Origin of the sequence: Bradyrhizobium jicamae (assembly GCF_018130695.1) — a bacterium.
Lineage (GTDB): Bacteria > Pseudomonadota > Alphaproteobacteria > Rhizobiales > Xanthobacteraceae > Bradyrhizobium > Bradyrhizobium jicamae_B.
In genome coordinates this window covers 172,978-192,013 of the sequence record NZ_JAFCJX010000011.1, presented here as the reverse complement: position 1 = coordinate 192,013, position 19,036 = coordinate 172,978, and the positions used below count along the sequence as shown (strand labels likewise).

The following is a 19,036-nucleotide window of genomic DNA, read 5'->3' as shown; positions in this document are numbered from 1 at the left end:
CCATTCCACTTAATGGAAACGTTCTCCGCTCATCTGCGCCGCCGCCGATGCACTTCGCGGCCTGGTGAAAAACACATACAGCAAATAGACGTCGATCAGGATGGCGGTCGCCATGACGATGTAGGCCTGCGGGCTTGCCATCAGATTCAATTCGATCAGCACCCGCGAGAATCCAAACCCGACCACCCATGCGTCGAAGCTCATGCAGATTCGACGAAACGTCTCGGACGGCATCCGTCGGATCAGATAGGCCCCGAGCGGGATTCCGATCACGACGCCCGGAATCAGCGCCAGCAGCACGTTCGCGCTGTCGTGAATGAACAGGCCGAGCCGATAGTAGACGAGCGCCGTCACACTCGACTCGACCACGCGCACGAGGGCCAGCCCGGCGCGAAACTCATGTTTGACCAGGCCCTGATTGTTGAACAGGATCGCCAGCGGCGGGCCTGAGATGGTCGTCACCGAATACAACAGCCCGAGGCCGGTGCCGAAGGGAAAACCGACGGTCCAGCCGAACGAGATCGGCCGCCGCCAGCCGGCGGCCTGGACCAGAATCAGCGGCAGAATCATCGCGTAGGTGGCGAGCTTGATCCAGCCTGGTTCGAGCGACGTGAGAACCAGCGCGCCGATGCCGATGCCGGGCAGCATCCCGACCAGGATGGGAATGACCCGCCGCCACACCGACCTGACGCCCCCGAGATTGGTGAGCAGGACGTACCAGTTCAGAACGACCTCGACCAAAACGATGGCCGGGTTCAGCACGCGATTGGTGTAGAAAACCAGCGCCAGCGGCACGGTCAGCGACGAAAATCCGTAACCCAGCGCGCCATTGACCGTAGCCGCCAGCAGAGCGATCGCGGCGAGGACGAGCATGGCGGTGTCAAAGGCAGGCATCTTCTCTACTCAATCACCTGGCCAGCCGTCGCTGGGAAGCGTGTCGATGATATCGCAACAGTCTGGCGTGCCGGAAGCCGCACATTCCTGCATTCGCATTTTGTGTTCACCTCGGCAATCGCGATTCCGAGTGGCTCAAGGTGATCTCGCCCGGCTACGGCGGAATTCTGGTCGGCCGTGCGCAGATATGAGAGCTTGGCTGTGGATTTCGCCGCGCCGATGTCTATGGTTGCGGGAGGCGACGGACGCGGCGATCGTGGGGCGATCCCCTCATCGCGTGATGTTCGCCGCTCGGGAATTCCAAAGGCATGATCGTCCTCGGTCGCCATCGTCGGCTCGTACAAGACGCCTGGAATGAACAGGCCGTCCGCGCTGTGATCGAGGAGATCGCGTGCGACGCGATCGCCCAGTTCGATCCCGACAAGTTCTGGCCGGCCCACCCGAGCGACGATTGGGTCGGTGACGGCAACGCCAGCTTCTACTACGGCGCGGCCGGCGTGATCTGGGCGCTGGACTATCTGCGTCGGATCGGCGCTGTCGATGCCGCAATGGACTTTCGCCCGGTGCTGCCGACGCTCATGGAGCGGACGGTCGCCAATCTGCAGGGCCGGCCGGCGGACTACCTGAAACATGGCTCGCTGCTGGTCGGCGACATGGGAGCTGGACTGCTTGCCATGCGCCTTGCACCGGCGTCGGACTTTGCCGATCTCGTGCACGCGCGCGCCATGGCCAACATGGAGCTGCCGGTCCGGGAGCTGATGTGGGGTACGCCCGGCTCCATGGTGGCGGCCGTCCATATGGCCGACATGACGCGCGAGCCGCGATGGCGCGCGCTGTTTGAAGAGCAGGCGGCCCGTCTGCTCGCCGATCTGGAGGAGACGCCGCAAGGGCCGCTTTGGAGACAGGATCTATATGGCACTCACGACTGCTGGCTCGGGCCCGTGCATGGCTTTGCCGGCAATGTCATTCCGTTGCTGCGCGGCTGGGATTGGTTGACGCCGGCACAGCAGGCGCAGGTGGCCGACCTTGTGCCGAAGGCCCTCGCGGCGAATGCGTGGCGGTCCGACGTCGGGACGACATGGAGCATGAAGAGCCAGCGCGAGAGGCCGCCGGCGATGTGCCAGCATTGCCACGGCGCACCGGGCATGGTGACGACCTTCGCCGATGCGCCGTTCGCGAGTCCCGAGCTCGACGACCTGCTGCTGGATGGCGGCCGCTTCACCTGGGCTGCCGGCCCGCTGACCAAGGGCTCGAACCTCTGCCACGGCACCGGCGGCAACGGCTATGCCTTCCTCAAGCTCCATCGCCGCACCAACGATCCGGTCTGGCTCGATCGTGCGCGGCAATTCGCGATGACCGCGATCGTGCAGTATCGCGGTGCGCTGCTGGCGGTCGGTCGCGGACGCTATTCGCTGTGGACCGGCGACGTCGGGCTTGCGATCTACCTGTGGGATTGCATCACCGCGGAACCGCGCTTTCCGACCATCGACGTGTTCTGACGGCGATAATGCGACGGCCGGGCTCGTCGTTTTGTCGTGGATTTCGTGCTGCCAGCGTCTATGGTCGGGCGGGATGGCAGAGACGACATCGTGAGCGATCGACAGAACAAATCTTTGATGCAGGCCCTTCAGCAGGCCGCGCATGCGCTGCAGATGCGGCAGTTCGGCCAGGCCGAGCAGATCGCGAACGGCATCCTGAAATCGAACCGCGCCGACCGCAACGCGGCGCTGATCCTGGCGCATGCGCTGCTCGGCCAAAATCGCGCGGCTGAGGCGCTTCCGCCGCTGGAACGCGCTTTGCGCCGCCACGAGGACGCGGAAATCGGCACGCTGCTGGGGGCCGCGCTCTGTGCTGCGGATCGCGCGGCGGATGGCATCGCGCAACTGCGGCGCGTCGCGGCGAAGCGTCCGCTCTATCTGCCGGCGTTCCAGGAACTGGCCGGTCAGCTCGCCAAGGCCGGGCAGCTCAGCGACGCCATCGCGGTGATCGAGGATGCGCTTACGCTGGCACCTTACAGCATCGATTTGAAACTCGATCTCGGGCGGCTCTGTTTGCAGAACAATGAACGCGCCAGGGCGCGTGCGGCGCTGATCGTCGCGCGCGATGCGGCGCCGGGGCGCCACGACATTCTGATCGAACTCGCCTGGGTGCTCTATCGCGACGGCGACTACGCTGCGGCCGCGGATGTCTATCGTCACGCGCTGGGCCTGCGGCCCGACGACACCATGGCACGCGGCAATCTCGCGGGCGCTCTGCTCGAGATGGGACAGCGCGACGGCGGCGAGGCGGCGCTCCGCGCCGTGCTGGCCGGGCGGCCCAACATGCTGAGCCGCACCGCCTATGTGATGGCGACGTCGGCGCATGGCCGCTTCTTCTTTCGTCCCAGCGCGGCGGCGAAGTATTTTGGGCGCGAGAATTAGGCCCTGAACTTCCGCCGGTAGAGCTCCGGCTCGCGCCGGATCTCATTGCGCAGTTCGTGCACCTTCAGCGACTCGTCCGGTGTGAAGGACGAGGTCTGCACCGCCCAGCTCTCGCGTTTGACCGGAATGCATTGCGCGATCGGCGTGCCCTTCGGCAGCACGCCTCGAAAACTCGTGTTGTGCCAATGTGCGGGGAAGTGGATCCAGGTCTCGTTGTAGCGATCGCAATCGACCCGTCCGCTCAGCGTGGTAAAGGGCAGGTCGAAGCGGTTGAAGGGATGGGTGAACATCACCGCATAACCTTCCGGCGCTTCGATGGTCCAGAGATTGTGGAATTTGATGAAGAAGCGGTCCTGGTCGAACAGCGGCGTGCCCGACAGCTGGCCTGCATCATGAAAGCCGATCGGCGAGCGCGGAAAGTCGAGCTCGCCGCCCGGCGGGATCTCGTTGTCCCAGGTGATCTCGCCGTTCTCGATCCTGAGATCGCAGACCAGCGGAATCAGGAAGCCAGAGGTCATGGCGTCGATGAAGGGCGGGCAGCGCTTGACCGTTTCCTCGTCGCGCAGATTGAGCGCGCTGAAAGCTTTGACCGGCATCGCCTTGATCCAGTCGGGAATGCCTTGCGCTGCCGGGATCGGCGGCGGCAGCAGGCCTTCGAGTTCCGGCGGGCAGCGAAATTTCAGCGTCGGTTTTTCGGTGGCGGACATGGGGTTTGTCTGAGCTCGGATGGGCGAGGAGGAACTTCGGCGATCGGAGTCTACGACAGATCGCGATCGCCACTCAATCCGCGTTCCAACATCGTACCATTTAGGAACCGCCGTTCCGATCGGCCGTTGGCCCGACTGATATCAATGTGTTTAAGACCATAGGGAGAACGACCGTATGAAGAAGATCATCCTGGCTTCGGCCTGCATCCTTGCGCTGTCGTCGGCCGGCGCATTCGCGCAGACTGGTCAACCCGCACCCGGCGCGTCCGGGCAGGGCGAGGTCGGCCCGGGCGCGACAAAGGGCACGATGAAGAAGGGCAAGATCAATCACGCCACCGGCATGACCACCGGCACCGGTGGCGCCATGAAGAACAAGGCCGGCGACAGCCGCGGCAAGACGCCGGGCGGCAGCCTGCCGAACACCAACAACATGGGCAGCACGGCCGGCGGTGGCAGCGGCAAGTGACGATGACGTCCTGGTGAAATGCAGGAGGGGCCACCGCAAGGTGGCCTCTTTCAGCGTTGCAGTATGCCGGGTTGAGAACGCTGCGTAGCTGCGTAGCCCGCATGAGCGATAGCGATATGCGGGACAAGTCTCCCCGGGTGTCGCTTCGCTCACCCGGGCTACGACAGACGAGTTTCCCTCAACACCTTCCGTCCAACTCGCCGGCGGCGTCCATCGCGGCGCGCCAGGCAAACACGATGGCCGGCCCGATCATCGTTCCCGGTCCGGGATAGGTCCCGCGGAAAATCGACGAGGCATCGGTGCCGATGGCGTAGAGGCCCTTGATCGGGCTGCTGTCGCGCGTCAACACACGTCCGCGGGAATCCGTGCGCAGGCCCGCGCTGCTGGCGAGATCCGCGGGCCAGACCGCCACCGCGTAGCAGGGGCCGGGTCCAAGCTTGCGCAGGCAGGGGTTCGGCGTGTTCAAGGGATCGCCGTTGAAGCGGTTGAACTCGCTGCTGCCGCGGCCGAACTCCTCGTCGATCCCGCTCTCGGCGTAGGCATTGTAACGCGCAACGGTGTCGGCGAGGGCGGCACCGTCGATGCCGATCGTCGCGGCAAGGTCGGCGATCTCGCGGCCTTCGACCAGATAGCCGGCCTCGACGAAGCGTTCGAGATCGCGCGTGCCCGGATGGATCAGGCCGATCCCATAGTCGGTGATGAAATTGCGGTCGCAGATGAGATAGGCCGGCACGCTGGAGGGATTCCGGTTCGACCGCAGCATGCCCTGCACGAAGTCATGATATGAATTCGCCTCGTTGACAAAACGTCGTCCGCTCTTGTCGACCGCGAGCAATCCGGGCTTGGCGCGATCCAGCATGATGTGCGGGAATACCGAGAGATGGCCGTCGGGCAGCATCATCACCGAAACTGGCATCCACAGCGCGGGGCCCTCCAGCGCGGTGTCGATCTCGCCTGACGCGCGCTCGCCGGCCAAGATACCGTCGCCGGTGTTGCTCTCCGGGGCCATCGAATAGCGGCGGGTGTTCTCCGGCAGCAGCCGCGCGCGGAGCGCGTCGCTCCAGCCGATCCCGCCGGTCGCCAGCATCACGCCCTTGCGCGCGCGCAGCGCGATCTCGCCGGCCGGCGTGGTCAGGATCGCGCCAATGATCTCGTCATTGTTCCGGATGAGGTCCTTCAAACCGGTGCGATAGCGGATGTCGACGCTCAGCCGGCGGAGATCGTACAGCAGGCGAGCGACCAGCGCGTTGCCCATGATGAGACGCGTGCCGCGCCTGAAGCGCAGACGATCCGACAGCTGCCGGGCGAGCAGGCCGATCACGTGCCGGAAATTCGCCAGCGAGCGGAACGGCGCGAGCAGCGGCGCGATATCGGTCTTGCCGACCATCATGCCGCCGAGCACCATGAATTCGCGCCGCGGCGGCCGCACCCGATCGAAGTCGGCGCCGAGCAGGCGCCCGTCGAATGGCACGGTGGAGAGCGCGCGTCCGCCGCGCGCCGCGCCAGGCAAATCGTGATAGTCGGGATGCACGGGCGGCGGCGTGAAGATGACATGGCTGCGCTGCGCGAGGTCGTCGAGCGCGATCGGTCCCGACGCGAGATAGGCCGACAGCCGCTCGTCTGCCGCAGCTTCGCCGAGCAATTCTCCGAGATAGGTTCTCGCTGCATCGATCGTGTCGGGGACGCCGGCGGCTTTGCTCTGCCGGCTGCCGGGAATCCACACGGTGCCCGCCGAGGTCGCCGTGGTGCCGCCGACCATGTCGGACTTTTCGCAGAGCACGACCTGTAGCCCCTCGAGCGCGCCGACCAGCGCCGCCGTCATGCCGGCCGCGCCGGCGCCGATCACCAGCAAGTCGGTCTCGTCATCCCAATGGCGGTCGTCGGGTGAAGACATCGGTGCCGTCTTGAACGCTTTTTGGTGAACCTGTCGGCCAGGGCGCCGAACAAAGGTCTATCCCATTCACCCGGAGTGGCTCAATGTTGTCTGCGCGAACAGCGTCTTTGGCAGTGGCCTTCACCGCAGGCCTCTTCGTGGTCTCCACGGCGGCACATGCCGCCGGCCGCTGGACCTATCACGAGGACCGCAACGACGGCCATATCCTCAGCTATCTCGACGACGGCAAGAAGGTGTTCGAGCTCTCTTGCGGTCGCGGCTTCGGACTGCTGATCAAGCACCCGGCTTCGACCAGCCATGACGGCAAGGCGCGCCTCACGCTGGTCGCGGGGAAGAACAGGATCGAGCTCAACGGCGAATTCGTCCCGTCCTACGAGAACAGCGTCACGAACTTCCAGCAGGCCTATCTTGGCTACGGCAAGAACGACCCGAGGGTCTACGGCAAGCGCTGGCAGGAGGCCGAATCCCGGCTGCTCGACCTGATCGGATCCGACGGTGGATTCATCGTCTCGTCCGGCACGACGAACTATCTGGTGCCTGCGATCGACATCGACAAATGGCGCCGGCCGTTCGAGCTGTGCGGCTACGGCTTCTGGGTCTCGCCGCGCGAGTTTCCAGCCGAGACACCGTGATGACCGCGCTGGTCCGCGGTCACGGATCGCTCACCGCCTGATCCCCGCGAATGCCGCCGCGATGCCGCGCTGGAACAGAGACCAGTCGAAGCCGAGCGCAAGCGCGAGGTAGCCGCGATCGATCATCGCATTGGCTTGCTCTGCGGTGCGCGCGACGCCGCCGATCGGCACGCCGCTCTTCAAGATGCCTTGCTCGGCGCGCTGCATCAGCGCGATGACTTCGGGATCGTCGGGCAGGCCGCGCTTGTTGATGGAGGTGGCGAGATCGCCGGGGCCGATCACCGCGAGATCGATGCCCGGTGTCGCCATGATCTCATCGATGCGGTTGACCGCTTCCACATGCTCGATCGTGATCATGCAGATCATATCGTCATCGGCGGTTGCCATGTAGTCGGCCATCGAGACGCCCCAGCGAAACGGCGCATGGAACGGGCCCCATAGCCGGTCGCCGTTCGGCGGATAGCGCACGCTGCGCGCGGCTTTCTCGGCATCCGCCCGCTTGCAGATCATCGGGAAGTTGATGCCGAGCGCGCCGAGATCCATCGGCGCCTTCGCCAGATGCGGCTCATTGGCCGCGATGCGCACCATCGGCACGCATGATGTGCCTGACGTCGCCACGATCATCGCATGCGCCATGGTGAGATCGATTGGCCCATGCTCGAGGTCGACGATGATCCAGTCGAGCGACTGCGCCATGATCTGCACGGTCTGCACGCTCGGGATCGTCGCGATCGCGCCGAAGGTGGGACGCTTGTTGCGCCACGCCTTGCGGAGACGATTGAGCGGGGGCGGGGGTGTCGGTGTCAATTCCAGTCCTCCTCGTGAAGGCAGGGAGGAAGCTAGCAGTCAGCCATGACGCCGAAAAGCATCACGCCGGGACGCGGCCGCCGAAGAACGGCATTAGCGTGTCGGCGAGCGTGTGCGGGCGCTTCGAGGTGAAGATCATCTCGGCACCGGCGGTGTCGCTGACGGCGCCGGCGGGACCGAGCAGGTCGGCGACGCGGCGGGCGATCGCAGGCGCGGGATCGATCCAGTCGACCGGCCAGGGCGCCAGCCTGGTCAGGCGGTCCAGCAGCAGCGGATAGTGGGTGCAGGCGAGCACGACGGTGTCGGTGCGCGCAGGATCCTCGGCGCCATTGCCGAGGAAGCAGGGGGCGAGCTCGGCTGCAATGTCCTCGTCGCGGACGGCGTTGCCGCTCAGCGCGGCTTCCGCCAGCGACGCAAGCTCGCCGGAGCCGACCAGGGTGACCTCGCAGCCTTGCGCGAAATCATGGATCAGCTTGCGGGTGTATTCGCGCTTCACGGTGCCCTTGGTGCCGAGCACGGAGACGCGTTTTGTCTTTGACGAGGCGCAGGCCGGCTTGATGGCGGGGACGGTACCGACGAAGGGCAGGGTGTAGGCATCGCGCAGGTGCGACATCACCAGCGTCGAGGCCGTGTTGCAGGCGATCACCACGAGGTCGGGCGCATGCGCCGCGATGAGGTCGCCGACCAGCGGCACCACGCGGGCAATGATCTCGTCCTCGGTGTGATGGCCGTAGGGGAAGAAGGCGTCGTCCGCGACATAGACGTAATGGGCATCGGGCCGCGCGCGCACGACTTCGCGCAGCACGGACAGGCCGCCAAGGCCGGAATCGAACACGAGAATGGTGGGGGGAGCGGACACGACGGCGAGTCTAGCCGAACTGTGGTTACGATTCAGTTGTTTTCGACCCGGCCGGGGTTGCGCGGAGGCATGCGGAACACACAAGGCGGTGAGCTCCTGGATTTTCTTTGGAATTTCTTATGGCTATGGCCGATACCTGCCATTATCAGGGCAAGCCATTGCCACAACGGCGGATTTTGGGGATCGACAGGGGACTGCGCCAGAGATGATTCGAAACACTCAAACCAACTGGGGCTCGCTGGCGCGGGCGTTCCACTGGGCGCTGGGCGCGGCCATCATCGGCATGCTCGCTTACGGCTGGTGGATGAACCACGTCCCGGCGCGGGCGGACCGCTTTTTCTACCGCTCCATCCATGCCGACATCGGCTATCTGGTGCTGCTGCTGACTGTGCTGAGGCTGGTCTGGCGTGGCGTCAATCCGACGCCGGCGCTGCCGGCGGACACGCCGCGCTGGCAGCGGATCTCGGCGCGGGTCAGCCATGGCGCGCTCTATGCCGTCACCATCCTGGTCGCGCTACTCGGCTGGGCGCATTCCGGCGCGCGCTCGCCTGACTATTCCGACTTCTTCGGCCTGTTCCACGTGCCGCAGTTCACCTCGCCGGACAAGGCGGCCGCAGCCGCCTATGAGGACCGCCACATCCTCTCTGCCTATGTGCTGCTGGCGCTGGTCGTGCTCCATGTCGCCGCCGCAGCGTTCCACCAGTTCATCAAGCGCGACCGCGTGGCGGGACGGATGATCGGCGGACAGGCGGACAAGACAGCATGAAGCGAAATCGAGTCAGATGAGGCGCTCGTCCTTCACCTCTCCCATTGGGAGAGGTCGGCGCGTAGCGCCGGGTGAGGGGTCACGCTCTCTCGTGGGCACCGCAGCCCCTCACCCGAATTGCTGCGCAATTCGACCTCTCCCTCCGGGAGAGGTGAGGAACAGCCTCAGCCGGCCGGCATGGACTTCTCGACCAGCCGCACCCAGTAGGATGCGCCGTGGCCGAGGATGTTGTCGTTGAAGACGTAGCCGGGGTGGTGGCACTCATTGCCGTCGCCCATGCCGAGGAACACGAACGCGCCGGGGCGCGCTTCCAGCATGAAGGAGAAGTCTTCGGCGCCCATCAGCGGAATGGCGCGGTCGTTGACGCGATCGACACCGACGACGTCGCGGGCGACTTCGGCGGCGATGCCGGCCTCACGCGCGTGGTTCATCGTCACCGGATACATGCGCGTGTACTTGGTCTCGGCCGAGCCGCCATAGGCGCGCGCGATGCTGTCGGCGATCTCGCCGATGCGGCGCTCGACGAGGTCGCGGATCTCCGGGTCGAGCGTGCGCACCGTGCCGGCGAGACGCGCGGTCTCCGGGATGATGTTGAAGGCGGTGCCGGCCTGGAACATGGTGATCGAGATCACCGCTGATTTGAGCGGATCGACATTGCGCGACACGATCGACTGCAAGGCGCTGACGATCTGCGCGCCGATCAAGACGGTGTCGACCGCGCGGTGCGGGCCGGCGCCGGCATGGCCGCCCTTGCCCTGCACGAAGATCTCCAGCGAATCCGATGAGGCCAGCAGCGCGCCCGGCGTGGTGGCGAAATGACCTTCGGGCAGGCCCGGCATGTTGTGCAGGCCATAGACCTCCTGGATGCCCCAGCGCGTCATCAGCCCGTCCTCGACCATCGCCTTGCCGCCGCCGCCGCCTTCTTCCGCCGGCTGGAAGATCACGATCGCGGTGCCGTCGAAATTGCGGGTCTCGGCGAGGTACTTTGCGGCACCGAGCAGCATCGCGGTGTGGCCGTCATGGCCGCAGGCGTGCATCTTGCCCGGCACCTTCGAGGCGTAGGGCACGCCCGAGGTCTCCTCGATCGGCAGCGCGTCCATGTCGGCGCGCAGGCCGATGGTCTTGCCCGAGCCGTTCTTGCGGCCGCGGATCACCCCGACCACGCCGGTGCGGCCGATCCCCGGCACCACCTCGTCGCAGCCGAACTCCTTCAGCTTCTCGGTGACGATGCCGGCGGTGCGGTGGACGTCGTAGAGCAGCTCCGGGTTCTCGTGGATGTCGTGGCGCCAGGCGGCCATTTCGTCCGAGAGAGCAGCGACGCGGTTGACGATGGGCATGGGAAGGGTCCGTTTGCAAAGACAATAAAGGGGTGAGCGAGTTCGCACAGCGTAACCCGCCGCGTTGTGATGGGCAAAGGGCGGATCACGCCGATCCGCCCTGCAATTTCAGACCGACCAATAGTGCGGATGCGTGTACGACTGCGAGCGATCGCCCCAGTCGAAATCGTCGTCATCGAACTCGCACGGGCCGGCGCGCAACTCCTCCAGCGTCAGCTCGGTCTCGAAGGCCTGGCGCTTGGGGTCATATTTGAGCGCGCTCCACTGCACCGGATAGTGGTGGTGGCTGGCGAGCAGCCCGCCGGTCTTGATCACCGCGTAGGCCACCGTTCCGCTCAGCTTGTCGAGCATCAACCGCTCGATGGTGCCGAGCTTGGCGCTGTCGCGCCCGTAAACGGTCACGTGCTCCACGCGGTCACTGGGAACCATGGCATGAGTCATGGCGTCCTCCCGTTTGCCTCGGGTGTCATGATAGCACGAATAGGCGCGGGGGAAGTAGGGCGGTTAGCCGCCCTACGGCCTTACGGCCATCCTACTCCGCGATCTGCTCCACCACGTCCCGGACCAGGCCGACCAGCAGCGCGAGCTTGTATCCGGTCATCGGCAGCGGCCTTGCGCCCGATGTAGCGAGCTGCGCGGCTTGCGCGATGTTTTCCACGTCCGCCGGCTTTCCCTCCAGGGCTGCTTCGCATGCTGTCAGCCGCAGCGGCACCGGGGCTATGCCGCCGGCGGCGATGCGCACCTGGCGGAAGGTGCCGCCTGTTAGCACGGTGCGCGCGCACACCTCGACCAGCGGCCATTCCGCATAGGTGCGGCTGATCGCGCGCTTGTAGGCGGCGCGTTCGGAGGCGAGCGGCGCGGGAAGGTCGATGGCCTCGATCCGTTCGCCCGGCGCCAGCAAATGGTCGGCGGTACCATTGGTGCCATCGCCGAGCAGATCGGCAAGCGTCAATCGGCTGCGCTGGTCGGTTGTTACCGTCGCATCATAGGCGAGCAGCGCCATCGCCATGGTCGACGGATGCGGCGCCACGCAAGGGCCGAGGTCGAAGGCTGCGTGATAGAGATGATTGCCCGAGCGCGCCGGGCAATCGGAGCCGCCCTTCTTCAGGCAGTCGATCTGCGGATTGCGGAAGTACCAGCAGCGTGAACGCTGGGCGAGGTTGCCGCCGAGCGTGGCCAGATGCCGGATTTGCGGTGTCGCGAGCCCCTGTGCCGCGGCGGCGACGCCGGGATAGGCGGCGGCGATGCGCCGATCGGCCGCGATCATCGCAATCGTGGTGAAGGCACCGATGCGGGCCGAGCCGTCGGCTGCCCAGGATACTCCGATCGTGCCTGGTGTCGCGGCGAGATCGACGATGGGTCCGCGCGACAGGCCGCTGCGGCGGCGTTCCGAAAGGTCGGTGCCGGCGGCGCGGAATTCGGGCAGGGCGCTTGCGGTTGCTGTTGCGGCACTCATGCGACGGCCCTCTTGTTCAGCGCGGCGACGATGCGGTCTGGCCGGATCGGAATCTCGGTGAGGCGAACACCGATCGCGTTGAAGATCGCGTTCGCCACCGCAGGCGATGTCGGCACCGTCGCCGCTTCGCCGATGCCGACGCTGTTGCCGAGCACGTGATCGAAACCCGCCTCGTCGAAATGCACGTCGATCTCGGGCGTATCAGCAATGCCGGGGATGCGATAATCCTCCATCCCTGCGGTCAGGACGTTGCCGCCGCGCGGATCCACCTCGCGCGCCTCGTAGAGCGCGTAGCCAAGGCCCTGGATCACCGCGCCGCAGGCCTGGCTATGGGCGAGCTGGGGAGCCGCGATCCTCCCGACCGCGATGCCGGTGTGCACATTGAGCACGCGGACGTGGCCGAGCCAGGTGTCGACCTCGACCTCGATCACCTGCACCGAGCTCGGCACGCCGGCGCCGATCGCGATGTTGGAGCTGCGGCGCATCATCCAGCCGAAGATGATGCCGAGAAGCCCGAGCTCCTTCAGCGGCGAGCGGATGCCGGGCGCGGTGTTGGTGCCGTCCTCGCCGCGCGTTTCGGTGACGGCGATGTCGGGCGAGCGCGCGATCAGCTCGCGCCATGGCGCATTCGAGCCGGGTGCAGGTTTTCGCGTGGCCTGATCGAGGATCGCCGCCTTCAGTTTCGCAATCGCGTTCAGCGTCGGCGGCAGCACCGAGGCGGTGACGCGGCTGCCACCGGAGCCGGGGCCTTCGGGCAGCGCGGAATCGCCGATCCGCACCTCGACCTCGCTGGCCTCGATGTCGAACGCGCGCGCGACCGTCTCGGCCAGAACGCTGCGGGTGCCGGTGCCGATATCCTGGGTCGCAGTCGATGCGACGATGCGGCCGGCCTTGACGGCGACCTCGACCTTCACCTTGGGCTGCCAGAGATAGAGCCAGTAGCCGGTCGCGACGCCGACGCCGCGGCGATAGCGGCCGGTTTGCACCGCGTTCCGGTTGCGCCAGACCTCGAGACCGGACGCCCAATCATAAAGCCGCTGGCGGTTGGGATCGGGGTCCCAGCGCTTGCGCAGCGCGATCGGATCGAGCTGGAGGCGCAGCGCGGCCTCGTCGATTGCCTGCTCCACCGCGAATGCCATCGGCGGACCGCCCGGGCCGCGGAACGCCGCGCCCGGCGGCAGATTGCTGATGACGTCGAAATCCCGGAGCTCCTTGGCCTCGGCCGGGTAGATCAGCCGCGCCAGCCCCGCGATCATCGAGTTGGTCGCAGCACCCGTGTCGGCATGCGCGATGACGGAGAGCGCTTTCAGCTCGCCCTGGTCGGAGGGCAGTAGCGAAACCTTCACCTCCGCGGCCGGCCGATAGCCGGCGACCGACAGCTCCTCATGCCGGTCGTAGGCAACTCTCACGGGCGCATTCGCCGCGCGCGCAAGCTCGATGGCGGCGATCGTCTCCATGCCGAGGCTTGACTTCGAGCCGAACCCGCCGCCGACATGGTCGGCGATCACGCGGACCTTGTCATGATCGAGCTTGAACCGCTTTGCGATCTGCTCCTTCAGATGAAACACCCACTGCGATGAGGCATGCACGGTCAACCGATCGCCGTCGAACCGCGCCACTGCGGCGTGCGGTTCGAGACAGGCATGCTGCTGCGTGCCGGTGCGGAAGGTCCCCTCGACGAGCAGCCGGTTGTTGGCCTGGCGTGCCTCGTTGACCCAGTTGCGGGCCTTCCTGGCGCGCTTGGCAAACACCGAGGTCGGCCCGCGGATGTTCTGCTTCCATGGCGCCGGGCCGCCGGCCGCTTCCGACACATTGCCCGCCTTCTTGCGGTTGGCCCGGTCGAACACGACAGGCGCATCATCTCTCCGCGCCAGGTCCAGCCCGATCACCGCAGGCAGCCGTTCGCTGGTCAGCCTGATCGCAGCGAGTGCCGCGAGCGCGCTTCTGCGGTCCTTGGCGGCGACCGCCGCAATCGGCTCGCCGACATAGCGCACGATGCGGTCGTCGGACAGCAGCGACACCGCAGCGACATCGCCGAGCGCCCGCGCCGGCGCGAGATCGAGCGCCGTGATGCGCGCATGGGCCTCGCCCGAGCGCAGGATCACGCCTTCGAGCTGACCGTCATGCCTGATATCGACGGTGTACTTGGCCGCTCCCGTCACCTTGTCGCGCGCCTCGACGCGGGGAGACGCAAAATTGTCGCCATCGAAGCGGCCGGCGCAGGCATCGGCGACGGCGCGGAAGATGCCGTCATAGGCGCCGCAGCGGCAAAGATGACCCGACAAGGCCGCGCCGATCTCCTCGCGCGACGGCACCATTGTTCCGTTTGCCGCGCGCCAGCGGTCGCAGAACGCGACCGCTTCCACGACAAAGCCGGGCGTGCAGAAGCCGCACTGCAAGGCGTCATGCGCCATGAACGCCTTCTGCACCGGGTGCAGACCTTGCGCGCCGATGCCTTCCACGGTCGTGACGGATTTGCCGGCGGCGGCATGCGCCGGCATCAGGCAGCTCGTGACCGGCGCGCCGTCGACCAGCACCGTGCAGGCGCCGCAGACGCCGCCACCGCAAGACAGCTTTGTGCCGGTGAGATCGAGCTGATCGCGCACGACGTCGATGAGGAGCGCGTCGGGATCGTCGGGCAGGGTTTCGACGCGGCCGTTGATGGTCATCGTGTTCATGGACGGGCTCCCGCTTTGCTGCGTGGTGATCGTGATTTGATCCCGGCTCTGTTGGCGGGTTGGTTTTGCGACTTCGGCGCGACGCCGGCGCAGAGCGTGCGCACCATCAGCACCATGTCCTTCAGGAAGGCATCTACCGGCTGCATTGCCGGATGCTGCGACTTCGATGCATGCACCGCCATTTCGACCAGGCGTGCAAATTCGGCCGGCGACAGGCCCTGCGGCAGCACAAGATTCTGCTTGCGCGCGATCCGCGCGATCGTCGCGACCAGCCGCTCCGCATAGAGCGCCGCATATTTCTGGTAGAGATCGCGGCCGTGCACGAGGTGCTCGGAATACAGTTCCTCGATATGCGGAGAGCCGTCGAAGGATCCGATCATGGCCTGCATCCGCGCCGTCATGCCGGCGGCAAGCACATCGGCGAAGCCGCCTGCGTTCTCCGCCTCGCTGATCGCAGCCGCCTCGGCGGCAAGCGCGGTCTCGTGCACGCGTGCGATCACGGCGCGGAACAGCGCCTCCTTGGACTCGAAATGATGATAGAGCGCCTGCCGCGTCAGGTGGGCCGCTTCGGCCACCTGCTCGATCGAGGAGCGGCGAAAGCCGTGCCGGCGAAACACCAGCATGGCCGCATCGAGGATGCGCGTCTTAGGTCCCATTTGTCGATTTTGACAAAATAGGGAAAACTGTCAAATCGCGAGTTGGTGAGACGAGGCGAGGCCGGGGGCGGTCAGCGCGGGCGACATTCGCGATGCGCGGGCGCGGCTCATGGTAGCGAGAGGGCGATTTGAGACCTGGGTTTCTGGCCTTGCCGGAAGGGACGGCCTCCGCCGGTGACCCGTCCCGGGACCGGCCCGAACTCCTTGACCCCACAATTTCAGCCATCAATCACGGAAGTTTGACTAACAGATATTGAAATCTGTCAGCGCGATACGATATAACCAAAGTCGACGCCGGGGCAGGGCGTCAAAGGTCTTTAGCCGGCACCGGTCGGCGGGCCTGCCGGACTTAAAGGAATACCGCCATGACGATAGAATTGATCCATCTCACCACCCAGATTCAACAGTGGCTCAACTTGCGTGTTGCTCGCCATTTGGCCGCCCAGGCCGCCAAGTTTCACCGCGAGCAGGACAGCGACAACCGGACGGTGAACGCATGAACGAGGCGGTGGTTTTGACTCCCGAGCGCATCCTCGAAGCAACCGAGGATGTCTTGCGACGCTTCGGGCTCGCCAAGGCCACCGTCGTCGACGTTGCCCGTGCGCTGGATGTCAGCCACGGCAGCGTCTACCGCCACTTCCCGAGCAAGGCCTCGCTGCGCCAGGCCGTCGCCAAACGCTGGCTCGACCGCATGGGCGCACCGCTGCGCCAGATCGCGGCCGAGACCGGACCTGCGCCGGAGCGGCTCGATCGCTGGCTGCGCGCGCTGTTCGCCGCCAAGCATACGCGTGTCAACGACGACCCCGAGATGTTCGAGACGTACCTCACACTGGCCCGCGAAGCCTGCGCCACCGTGCGCGCGCACAAGGAAGGACTGGTCGACCAGGTCGCCGGCATTCTGACCGACGGTGTCAAGCAGGGCGTGTTCGAGGTCGCCGATGCCAGGGCAACCGCGAAAGCCATCTTCGACGCCACCAGCCGCTACCATCATCCGGGCCACGCGCTGGAATGGAAGGACGCCGATCTGCCGGCGCGGATCGACGCCACGCTCGCGCTGCTGCTGCGCGGGTTGAGGGCCTGCTGATATAATTTGAGTCGAAGCGGCGAGCGCGCTTCACCTCGCCCCGCTTTTCAGCGGGGAGAGGTCGAAATTCGCGTAGCGAATTTCGGGTGAGGGGCATGGCACACGATCGCCGCAAGGACGATCTCTCCGACTCGTTGAATGATGCGCGCCAATGAGATCATCATTGTGCGGAAGCAGCCCCTCACCCCAACCCTCTCCCCGTAAGAACGGGGCGAGGGGGCGCAGTTCCGACGCGGCCGCTACTTGGGTCGATCTCAGCGCCCTAAAGCTTCGTCAGCCCGCAACTCGCGGCAATCCGCACCAGCTGCGCATCGGTGCGCGCGCCGGTCTTGGTCTTGATCATGTAATGATAGTTCTGCACCGTCTTCACACTGAGATTGAGGTGCGAGGCGATCTGCTCGGTGGTGGCGCCGCCGGCGAATTGGCGCAAGATCTCGATTTCCCGTTCACCCAACTCATCGAGCACCGATCCGCTTCGCGACAGGCTGGCGTCGGCAAGGCTGTGCGCGACGTCGTCGCTCATCGCGCGCTCGCCGCGTGCCACCGCGCGGATGGCTTTCACCACCTCTGACGGCTCGCTGCTCTTGGTGACATAGCCGCTGGCGCCGGCATTGAAGGCGGACTTCACCAGCACGGCCTCGTTGTGCATCGTGAAGCAGAGAATTTTTGCGCGCGGATCACGCGCGCGAATATTCCTGATGGCCTCCAAACCGCTCGCGCCGGGCATGGATATATCGAGCACGATCACGTCGGGGGCGTGCGCCTTGAAGGCGCCGTAGGCCTCCGCCGCGTTGTCGGCTTCCGCCACCACATGCAGGTCGCCCTGACTTTCCAGCACGCGGCGGTAGCCCTGGCGGACGATCGGGTGATCGTCGACCAGCAGCACCGTGATGCCCTGGGATGCGACGTCGGTCATGCCGGTCTCATGCGGCAAGCGGAATGGTCGCGGCGACGCTGAGGCCGCGCGTGGCCGGTGCGATCGACAGCGAGCCGCCGGCTGCGGTGACGCGCTCGCGGATGCCGGTGAGGCCGAAGCCTGCGGATTGCGCGACGCGCGCCGCATCGCCGCCGCCGTCGTCCTCGACCCGGATTAACAGCTCATCCTCGGCGCCGCTGCGGCGCTCGATCCGCAGCACGATTTCGCGCGCCGCGCTGTGGCGCAACGCATTGGTCAGGCATTCCTGCGCGACCCGATAGGCCGTGGTGGCGGCGGTGCCGCGCACGTCGGTCAGATCGCCCTTGAGGTCGAGCTGGATCACCGGCTGTGCCGCGCTCTGCGAACGCCAGCTGTCGACGAGATTGACGAGGCTGGCCTCGAGCCCGAGCTCTTCCGGCAGCGGGTGGCGCAGCCGCTTCAGCGTGTCGCGGAGCGAGCCCATGATCCGGTGCGTGGCCTGCGAAATCATGCGCGCGTCCTGCGCGATGGTCTTGTCCCTGGTATCAGCGGCTTCGATCGTGCTGGCGAAGGCGAGGATGGCCGAAAGATTCTGGCCGAACTCGTCATGCAGCTCGCGGGCCAGCGCACGCCGCTCGTCGTCGCGGATCTCGATCAGCCGCCGCGTCAGCGCCGCGCGCTGCTCGGTGGCCTCTTCCAGCCGGCCGCCGAGCTCGCCGACGGCCTGGCCGATCATCGCGAGTTCCATCGAGCGGAAGCGCGGCAGCTGCGTGCGGTACTGGCCGCGCGCCATCCGCTGCAACGCTGACACGATCGAGCGCGCCGGCGCCAGCGTGTGCGCGATCGCGAGCGAGGCGAGCAGGGCGATCGCCGCCGCCATCAGCAGCGCGACACCAAGCACGTTGAGAATGTACTCCCAGGCCAGCGAGATCGCGGCCTCAGTATTCGGCGTCGCCACGACGGTGCCGGCCGACGCCGCACGCGGGCTGACCGGCCGCACCACCTCGGCATGGCTGCCGAGGAAGCTCGGGACAACAGCCGCAAACCAGCGGGGCGGGGTCTTGCCGATGCCCTGGCTCTGGCCGCACAGCGGCGTCTCGAAGGCGGTGGCCGGCTGGAACTGGACGCAGATTCCGGGCGAGATCAGCTTCATCATGTCCAGCGTGCGCCAGTCCGGAACCGGCAGCAGGTGCTCGCGCATCCGGCTGCTGCGCAGCAACAGCTCCTGCCAGTACAGCCCCTCCAGCGCCTTGGCGACCCGCTGGGCCGAGGCCGACGTGGCGCGATCGACGCTGCGATGGGCGTCGAAAATGGCCCATGCCGTCGCCGCACCGAGGCACAGCGCGACAATCAGGAGCAGACGGGCGACAAGCTGGAGCACGAGGCGCATGCGATCATCCCCAGTGTTTGGTAGGGTCAGACTAACAACGCCGCCATGGCTTGCCAATCGCGGCGGCGCTTGAGGTCACAGCTCGGGCAAATTTC

General features: G+C 66.2%; 19 protein-coding genes. 7 read left to right on the top strand and 12 right to left on the bottom strand.

The annotated features are described in order from the left end of the window. Positions 1–9 precede the first annotated feature (9 nt). Entirely contained in the window at positions 10–894 is an 885-nt protein-coding gene (locus JQ604_RS18150; RefSeq protein WP_212359049.1) for a sulfite exporter TauE/SafE family protein, read from the bottom strand. A 308-nt stretch (positions 895–1,202) separates the two neighbouring features. Here JQ604_RS18150 and JQ604_RS18145 point away from each other — a divergent pair, with 308 nt between their 5' ends. Both JQ604_RS18145 and JQ604_RS18140 read left to right on the top strand, forming a co-directional pair. Beyond that, positions 1,203–2,393, top strand: coding sequence for a lanthionine synthetase C family protein (locus JQ604_RS18145; protein WP_212359047.1), 1,191 nt, complete (start codon positions 1,203–1,205; stop codon positions 2,391–2,393). 90 nt (positions 2,394–2,483) lie between these two features. Next, complete coding sequence (locus tag JQ604_RS18140) at positions 2,484–3,314, top strand: tetratricopeptide repeat protein (RefSeq protein WP_349631113.1); 831 nt, start codon at positions 2,484–2,486, stop codon at positions 3,312–3,314. On the opposite strand, the gene JQ604_RS18135 is transcribed toward JQ604_RS18140, so the two are convergent. Beyond that, the gene (locus JQ604_RS18135) at positions 3,311–4,021 is read right to left on the bottom strand and encodes a hypothetical protein (RefSeq protein ID WP_212359045.1); all 711 of its coding nucleotides are present in this window, start codon (positions 4,019–4,021) and stop codon (positions 3,311–3,313) included. The genes JQ604_RS18140 and JQ604_RS18135 overlap by 4 nt on opposite strands. 175 nt (positions 4,022–4,196) lie before the next feature. Here JQ604_RS18135 and JQ604_RS18130 point away from each other — a divergent pair, with 175 nt between their 5' ends. Continuing rightward, the gene (locus tag JQ604_RS18130; RefSeq protein ID WP_212359043.1) at positions 4,197–4,487 is read left to right on the top strand and encodes a hypothetical protein; all 291 of its coding nucleotides are present in this window, start codon (positions 4,197–4,199) and stop codon (positions 4,485–4,487) included. 178 nt (positions 4,488–4,665) lie between these two features. Here JQ604_RS18130 and JQ604_RS18125 read toward each other — a convergent pair whose 3' ends face one another. Further along, positions 4,666–6,381 carry an FAD-dependent oxidoreductase gene (locus tag JQ604_RS18125; RefSeq protein ID WP_212359041.1) on the bottom strand — a complete coding sequence of 572 codons (1,716 nt, stop codon included), beginning with the start codon at positions 6,379–6,381 and terminating at the stop codon, positions 4,666–4,668. 83 nt (positions 6,382–6,464) lie between these two features. On the opposite strand from JQ604_RS18125, the gene JQ604_RS18120 reads away from it, so the two are divergent. Further along, entirely contained in the window at positions 6,465–7,013 is a 549-nt protein-coding gene (locus tag JQ604_RS18120; protein WP_212359039.1) for a hypothetical protein, read from the top strand. A gap of 30 nt (positions 7,014–7,043) precedes the next feature. On the opposite strand, the gene JQ604_RS18115 is transcribed toward JQ604_RS18120, so the two are convergent. Then, on the bottom strand, positions 7,044–7,820 hold the full coding sequence (locus JQ604_RS18115; RefSeq protein ID WP_212359037.1) for an HpcH/HpaI aldolase family protein: 777 nt from the start codon (positions 7,818–7,820) through the stop codon (positions 7,044–7,046). A 61-nt stretch (positions 7,821–7,881) separates the two neighbouring features. Next, on the bottom strand, positions 7,882–8,679 hold the full coding sequence (murI, locus tag JQ604_RS18110; RefSeq protein WP_212359035.1) for a glutamate racemase: 798 nt from the start codon (positions 8,677–8,679) through the stop codon (positions 7,882–7,884). Between the two features lie 205 nt (positions 8,680–8,884). Here murI and JQ604_RS18105 point away from each other — a divergent pair, with 205 nt between their 5' ends. Next, a complete protein-coding gene (locus JQ604_RS18105; protein WP_212359033.1) occupies positions 8,885–9,445 on the top strand; it encodes a cytochrome b in 561 nt (186 codons plus the stop codon). Between the two features lie 164 nt (positions 9,446–9,609). Here JQ604_RS18105 and JQ604_RS18100 read toward each other — a convergent pair whose 3' ends face one another. The 5 genes from JQ604_RS18100 to JQ604_RS18080 form a co-directional block, all read right to left on the bottom strand. Then, complete coding sequence (locus JQ604_RS18100; RefSeq protein WP_212359031.1) at positions 9,610–10,782, bottom strand: M20 aminoacylase family protein; 1,173 nt, start codon at positions 10,780–10,782, stop codon at positions 9,610–9,612. A gap of 108 nt (positions 10,783–10,890) precedes the next feature. After that, positions 10,891–11,223, bottom strand: a complete 333-nt coding sequence (locus tag JQ604_RS18095; protein ID WP_212359029.1) for a PRC-barrel domain-containing protein — start codon at positions 11,221–11,223, stop codon at positions 10,891–10,893. Between the two features lie 91 nt (positions 11,224–11,314). After that, a complete protein-coding gene (locus JQ604_RS18090) occupies positions 11,315–12,238 on the bottom strand; it encodes an FAD binding domain-containing protein (protein ID WP_212359028.1) in 924 nt (307 codons plus the stop codon). Next, positions 12,235–14,916 (bottom strand): molybdopterin-dependent oxidoreductase, encoded by a 2,682-nt coding sequence (locus tag JQ604_RS18085; RefSeq protein ID WP_212359025.1) that lies wholly within the window; start codon positions 14,914–14,916, stop codon positions 12,235–12,237. The genes JQ604_RS18090 and JQ604_RS18085 overlap by 4 nt, the downstream gene beginning before the upstream one ends. Next, positions 14,913–15,572: a TetR/AcrR family transcriptional regulator gene (locus JQ604_RS18080; RefSeq protein WP_212359023.1), complete on the bottom strand. Its 660-nt coding sequence runs from the start codon at positions 15,570–15,572 to the stop codon at positions 14,913–14,915. Before JQ604_RS18080 ends, JQ604_RS18085 begins: the two co-directional genes overlap by 4 nt. A gap of 365 nt (positions 15,573–15,937) precedes the next feature. On the opposite strand from JQ604_RS18080, the gene JQ604_RS41880 reads away from it, so the two are divergent. After that, positions 15,938–16,072, top strand: a complete 135-nt coding sequence (locus JQ604_RS41880) for a hypothetical protein (RefSeq protein WP_283818005.1) — start codon at positions 15,938–15,940, stop codon at positions 16,070–16,072. Further along, a complete protein-coding gene (locus JQ604_RS18075; protein ID WP_212359021.1) occupies positions 16,069–16,656 on the top strand; it encodes a TetR family transcriptional regulator in 588 nt (195 codons plus the stop codon). Before JQ604_RS41880 ends, JQ604_RS18075 begins: the two co-directional genes overlap by 4 nt. A 262-nt stretch (positions 16,657–16,918) precedes the next feature. Here JQ604_RS18075 and JQ604_RS18070 read toward each other — a convergent pair whose 3' ends face one another. Both JQ604_RS18070 and JQ604_RS18065 read right to left on the bottom strand, forming a co-directional pair. Then, positions 16,919–17,572, bottom strand: a complete 654-nt coding sequence (locus JQ604_RS18070; RefSeq protein ID WP_212359019.1) for a response regulator — start codon at positions 17,570–17,572, stop codon at positions 16,919–16,921. Between the two features lie 7 nt (positions 17,573–17,579). Beyond that, complete coding sequence (locus tag JQ604_RS18065; RefSeq protein ID WP_212359017.1) at positions 17,580–18,941, bottom strand: sensor histidine kinase; 1,362 nt, start codon at positions 18,939–18,941, stop codon at positions 17,580–17,582. Positions 18,942–19,036 lie beyond the last annotated feature (95 nt).

Coding starts and splice junctions, on each gene's coding strand:
- JQ604_RS18150 (WP_212359049.1), bottom strand. CDS start 894: ATGCCTGCCTTTGACACCGCCATGCTCGTCCTCGCCGCGATCGCTCTG.
- JQ604_RS18145 (WP_212359047.1), top strand. CDS start 1,203: ATGATCGTCCTCGGTCGCCATCGTCGGCTCGTACAAGACGCCTGGAAT.
- JQ604_RS18135 (WP_212359045.1), bottom strand. CDS start 4,021: ATGTCCGCCACCGAAAAACCGACGCTGAAATTTCGCTGCCCGCCGGAA.
- JQ604_RS18130 (WP_212359043.1), top strand. CDS start 4,197: ATGAAGAAGATCATCCTGGCTTCGGCCTGCATCCTTGCGCTGTCGTCG.
- JQ604_RS18125 (WP_212359041.1), bottom strand. CDS start 6,381: ATGTCTTCACCCGACGACCGCCATTGGGATGACGAGACCGACTTGCTG.
- JQ604_RS18120 (WP_212359039.1), top strand. CDS start 6,465: ATGTTGTCTGCGCGAACAGCGTCTTTGGCAGTGGCCTTCACCGCAGGC.
- JQ604_RS18105 (WP_212359033.1), top strand. CDS start 8,885: ATGATTCGAAACACTCAAACCAACTGGGGCTCGCTGGCGCGGGCGTTC.
- JQ604_RS18100 (WP_212359031.1), bottom strand. CDS start 10,782: ATGCCCATCGTCAACCGCGTCGCTGCTCTCTCGGACGAAATGGCCGCC.
- JQ604_RS18095 (WP_212359029.1), bottom strand. CDS start 11,223: ATGACTCATGCCATGGTTCCCAGTGACCGCGTGGAGCACGTGACCGTT.
- JQ604_RS18090 (WP_212359028.1), bottom strand. CDS start 12,238: ATGAGTGCCGCAACAGCAACCGCAAGCGCCCTGCCCGAATTCCGCGCC.
- JQ604_RS18085 (WP_212359025.1), bottom strand. CDS start 14,916: ATGAACACGATGACCATCAACGGCCGCGTCGAAACCCTGCCCGACGAT.
- JQ604_RS18080 (WP_212359023.1), bottom strand. CDS start 15,572: ATGGGACCTAAGACGCGCATCCTCGATGCGGCCATGCTGGTGTTTCGC.
- JQ604_RS41880 (WP_283818005.1), top strand. CDS start 15,938: ATGACGATAGAATTGATCCATCTCACCACCCAGATTCAACAGTGGCTC.
- JQ604_RS18075 (WP_212359021.1), top strand. CDS start 16,069: ATGAACGAGGCGGTGGTTTTGACTCCCGAGCGCATCCTCGAAGCAACC.
- JQ604_RS18070 (WP_212359019.1), bottom strand. CDS start 17,572: ATGACCGACGTCGCATCCCAGGGCATCACGGTGCTGCTGGTCGACGAT.
- JQ604_RS18065 (WP_212359017.1), bottom strand. CDS start 18,941: ATGCGCCTCGTGCTCCAGCTTGTCGCCCGTCTGCTCCTGATTGTCGCG.